The 4,536-nt window shown below is 65.2% G+C and carries 6 protein-coding genes; all 6 read left to right on the plus strand.

Translation table 11 applies throughout. The features are described from left to right. The coding region (locus CBW50_RS27970) for a flagellar M-ring protein FliF C-terminal domain-containing protein (RefSeq protein WP_301178824.1) at window positions 1-703 on the plus strand (703 nt) is incomplete at its 5' end. Further along, window positions 696-1,694: a flagellar motor switch protein FliG gene (fliG, locus tag CBW50_RS27975; RefSeq protein ID WP_086148515.1), complete on the plus strand. Its 999-nt coding sequence runs from the start codon at window positions 696-698 to the stop codon at window positions 1,692-1,694. The genes CBW50_RS27970 and fliG, both read left to right, overlap by 8 nt. Continuing rightward, the gene (gene fliH / locus CBW50_RS27980; protein WP_264296467.1) at window positions 1,687-2,439 is read left to right on the plus strand and encodes a flagellar assembly protein FliH; all 753 of its coding nucleotides are present in this window, start codon (window positions 1,687-1,689) and stop codon (window positions 2,437-2,439) included. Before fliG ends, fliH begins: the two co-directional genes overlap by 8 nt. A gap of 89 nt (window positions 2,440-2,528) precedes the next feature. Continuing rightward, a complete protein-coding gene (gene fliI, locus CBW50_RS27985; protein ID WP_226935478.1) occupies window positions 2,529-3,845 on the plus strand; it encodes a flagellar protein export ATPase FliI in 1,317 nt (438 codons plus the stop codon). A gap of 32 nt (window positions 3,846-3,877) precedes the next feature. After that, complete coding sequence (fliJ, locus tag CBW50_RS27990) at window positions 3,878-4,318, plus strand: flagellar export protein FliJ (protein ID WP_086148518.1); 441 nt, start codon at window positions 3,878-3,880, stop codon at window positions 4,316-4,318. 19 nt (window positions 4,319-4,337) lie between these two features. Beyond that, window positions 4,338-4,536, plus strand: a 199-nt coding sequence (locus tag CBW50_RS27995; RefSeq protein ID WP_139842693.1) for a hypothetical protein, incomplete at its 3' end; no start/stop codon positions are given.

The raw sequence follows: 4,536 nt of genomic DNA on the forward strand, positions 1-4,536 counted from the left end.
GCCCGGCGTGGCCACGGCGCCGCTGACGGCGGAAGCGCCGGGCGCCCCGGGCGGCGCGCCGACGGCGCCCACGCAAAAGGAATCGACGACGAATTACGAAGTCGACAAGACCGTGCGCTACGAACAGAAATCCATGGGCGGCCTGCGCCGCCTGTCCGTGGCCGTCGTCGTCAATTACCGCCGCAGCTTCGACAAGGATGGCAAGGTCACGGTCAAGCCGATTTCCCCGGCCGAAATGGTCCAGATCAACAATCTGGTCAAGGAAGCGATGGGCTACAACAAGGAGCGCGGCGACAGCTTCAGCGTGGCCAACTCGCCGTTCGACGGCATCGACCGCGCGCCGGAAGGCAAGCTGGAGTGGTGGCGCGACCCGGCCAACTTGCCGCTGGCCAAGGAATTGGCGAAATTCCTCATCACGGCCCTGATCCTGTTGTACATTTTCATCAAGATCGTGCGCCCGATGCTGCGTCCCGTGATGCGCAAGATCGACGATTTCGGCGCCCCGCCGCCCGTCATCGAGCCGGAGCTGCCGAAGACGGAAGAAGAAAACGAGGTCCTGCTCAGCGAAGCCGAGCTGGAAGAACTGGAAGAAGACACGGCGCGCGGCTACCGCGAAAACCTGGCCATGGCCAGGAAGCTGGCGCAGGAAGACCCGCGCGTGGTGGCCAACGTAATCAAAGCATGGGTGGGCAATAATGAGTGAGACAACGGGACTGCAAAAAGCGTCCATCCTGATGCTGGCCCTGGGCGAGAGCGAAGCGGCCGAAGTGATGAAATTCCTCGGTCCGCGCGAAGTGCTGAAACTGGGCGCCGCCATGGCCACCATGAAGGGCATCGCGCACGAGCAGGTGGTCGAGGTGCTCGGCGACTTCCGCGCGCAGACGGAACTCAATTCCACCGTCGGCCTCGATTCGGACGAATACATCCGGCAAGTCCTCACCAAGGCGCTGGGCGACGACAAGGCATCCGTGCTGCTGTCGCGCATCCTGGGCGGCAAGGACGCGTCCGGCATCGAATCGCTGAAATGGATGGATTCGCAATCCGTGTCCGAGCTGATCCGCAACGAACACCCGCAGATCATCGCCACCATCCTGGTCCACCTGGAGCGCGACCAGGCGTGCGAAATCCTCGGCCACTTCACGGACCGCCTGCGCAACGACGTGGTGCTGCGCATCGCCACCCTGGACGGCGTGCAGCCGGCCGCCTTGCGCGAACTCAACGATGTGCTGACGAAACTGCTGTCCGGTAACGAAAACATCAAGAAATCGTCGCTGGGCGGCGTGCGCGCGGCGGCCGAGATCCTGAACTTCATGAGCGGCGAGCAGGAAGGCTCCGTCATGGACAATATCAAGAACTACGACAATGACATGGCGCAAAAGATCATGGACGAAATGTTCGTGTTCGACAACGTGATCGATATCGACGACCGCGGCATCCAGCTGCTGCTGCGCGAAGTGCAGTCGGAAATGCTGATCATCGCCCTGAAAGGCGCTTCGCAGGAGCTGCGCGACAAGATCTTCAAGAACATGTCGCAGCGGGCCGGCGAGATGATGCGCGAAGACCTGGAATCGAAAGGCCCCGTGCGCCTGTCGGAAGTGGAATCGCAGCAGAAGCAGATCCTGCAGATCGTGCGCCGCCTGGCGGACGAAGGGCAGATCGTATTAGGCGGAAAAGGCGAGGATTCGTTTGTCTAACTTAATTCCCAAAGAGCAACAAACCGCCTACCAGCGCTGGGAAATGACCTCGTTTGGCGACGAGCGGCCCAGCGTGGTGGCGGCGCGCAAGCTGCTCGAGCCCGATCCCGAAACGGAGCTCGATGCCTACGGCGAGCCGCACGAGGAAGAACTGGCGCCGCCTCTGGAATACCCGACGCAGGAAGAGCTCGACGCCATCCGCGAGGAAGCGCGCGCCACCGCCTTCGACGAGGGCCGCGCGGCCGGCTATGCGGAAGGCCATGCGGCCGGCCATGCCGACGGCCATGCGCAGTCGTACGCGGAAGGCAAGGCGGCCTCCGCCGTGGAGCTGGCGCACCTGCAAACCATCGCCGTCGACTTCGGCACGGCCGTGCAGCAGGCCGACGAACTGATCGCCAATGAAGTGATGGAACTGGCCCTGCAACTGGCCAAGGGCATGCTCAAGTCAGCCTTGCCCGTGCGCCCGGAGCTGATGCTGCCGCTGGTGCGCGAAGCCATCGAATATTTGCCAGTATTACAACAACCGGCCTTGCTGATGCTCAATCCCGACGATGCGCAAGTGGTGCGCGACGGCATCGGCGACGAGCTCGACAAGGGCGGCTGGCGCGTCATCGAAGACCCGAGCGTGGAACGCGGCGGCTGCAAGATCGATACGGCCAGCAACCAGATCGACGCGCAGACGTCCACGCGCTGGCAGCGCCTGATGCATGCGCTGGGCAAAGACCTGGACTGGCTGGCGCCGTGAGCGAGCCAGTCAAAGGCCCGGCTGCCCATGCGGCGCGCTGGCGCGCCTACCTGAACGACTGCACCGCCGTGGTCGGCTTCGTCGAGCCGATGCAGGTGTCGGGCCGGGTCACGCGCGTGGCCGGCCTGGTGATGGAAGCCGTGGGCCTGCGCCTGGCCGTGGGCGCCGCCTGCACCGTGCCGCTGCCCAATGGCGGGCGGGTCGAGGCGGAGGTGGTGGGTTTTGAGGGCGACCGCCTGTTCCTGATGCCGCAAAGCGACGTGGAAGGCATCGTGCCCGGCACGCGCGTGTTTTCCGTCGAACCGGCCATCCCCCGCCCCGGCAGCGTGGCGCATCCGCGCCGCCGCCCCAGCGACCGCGCGCGCCACCTGCCCGTGGGGCCGCAACTGCTGGGCAGGGTGCTCGATGGCGCGGGCCGCCCGCTGGATCAGCTGGGGCCGCTGCACACGAGCGACAGCGCCCCCATCAACGTGCGCCCCGCCAATCCCCTGGGCCGCGCGCCCATCGTCGCCACCCTGGACGTGGGCGTGCGCTCGATCAACGCCATGCTGACCGTGGGCCGCGGCCAGCGCATGGGCCTGTTCGCCGGTTCCGGCGTGGGCAAAAGCGTGCTGCTGGGCATGATGGCCCGCTACACGGAGGCGGACGTCATCGTCGTCGGCCTGATCGGCGAACGCGGGCGCGAGGTCAAGGAATTCATCGAGCAGATTCTCGGCGCCGAAGGCCTGGCCCGTTCCGTCGTCGTGGCCGCGCCGGCCGACACGCCGCCGCTGATGCGCCTGCAGGGCGCCGCGTATGCGACGGCAATCGCCGAACACTTCCGCGACCAGGGGCAAAACGTGCTCTTGATCATGGATTCGCTGACCCGCTACGCCATGGCGCAGCGCGAAATCGCCCTGGCCATCGGCGAGCCGCCCGCCACCAAAGGCTATCCGCCGTCCGTCTTCGCCAAGCTGCCCGTGCTGGTGGAGCGGGCCGGCAATGGCGAGGAAGGCGGCGGCTCGATCACGGCCTTCTATACCGTGCTGACCGAGGGCGACGACCAGCAAGACCCGATCGCCGATTCGGCGCGCGCGATTCTCGACGGGCATATCGTGCTCAACCGGCGCCTGGCCGAGGCGGGCCACTACCCGGCCATCGACATCGAACAGTCGATTTCGCGCGCCGCCCACTCGATCACCACGCATGAACACCAGCAGCAGGCGCGCAAGCTGAAACAGCTGTATTCGCGCTACGAGCGCAGCCGCGACCTGATCAGCGTGGGCGCCTACAGCGCCGGCACCGACCCCGTGCTGGACCAGGCCATCGCCCTGCATGAAAAAATTGAAGCCTTCCTGCAACAGCAAATCACGGAACGGGTCAGCATGGACGAGAGCTTGGGGCAACTTACCGCTCTATTCGACTGATTAGGGCTTGCGCACCGGGAATATAATCAGCCATGGCCTCTCCTTCCCAACTTGCAACCCTGATCGACCTTGCCCAGCGCGAGACGGACGATTGCGCCAAGCGCCTGGGCGCGGCCCTGAAAGCGCTCGACGATTGCCGGCAAAAGCTCGACATGCTGTCCGGCTACCGCGACGACTATGCCCAGCGCTTCGAGGCCACCATGAGCAACGGCATCACGCCCATGGCCTACCGCAACTTCCAGGCCTTCATGGTCAAGCTTGACAGCGCCATCCTGGGCCAGCAGCAAGTCGTCGAGCATGCGCAGGCGCGCAGCGAGAATGAAAAAATGCGCTGGCAGGCGGCCGAGCGCAAGCGCATGTCGTACACCACCCTGAACAACCGGGCACAGGAACAGGCGCTGAAACTGGAAAACAAGCGCGACCAGAAAGCAATGGATGAGCACGCGGCTCGACAAGCCTATTACAAACGCTAAGCAACACTGAGGCAGCATCATGCAAACCCAGCCAACCCCGATTTCCCAGATCGTCTCGCCGAACGCCACGCCCGGCCCGGCCAACCGCGCCCAGCAGCCATCCGGCGGCGGCGACGGCGACTTCCAGCGCACCCTGAACCGCCAGCTGGAACAGCGCCAGGCCAGCCGCAATGTTGCGCAGGCGCAAATGCAGCCCCAGCCGCCGGCAGCCCGCCCGG

This window comes from Janthinobacterium sp. GW458P (assembly GCF_002127585.1).
GTDB lineage: Bacteria > Pseudomonadota > Gammaproteobacteria > Burkholderiales > Burkholderiaceae_D > Janthinobacterium.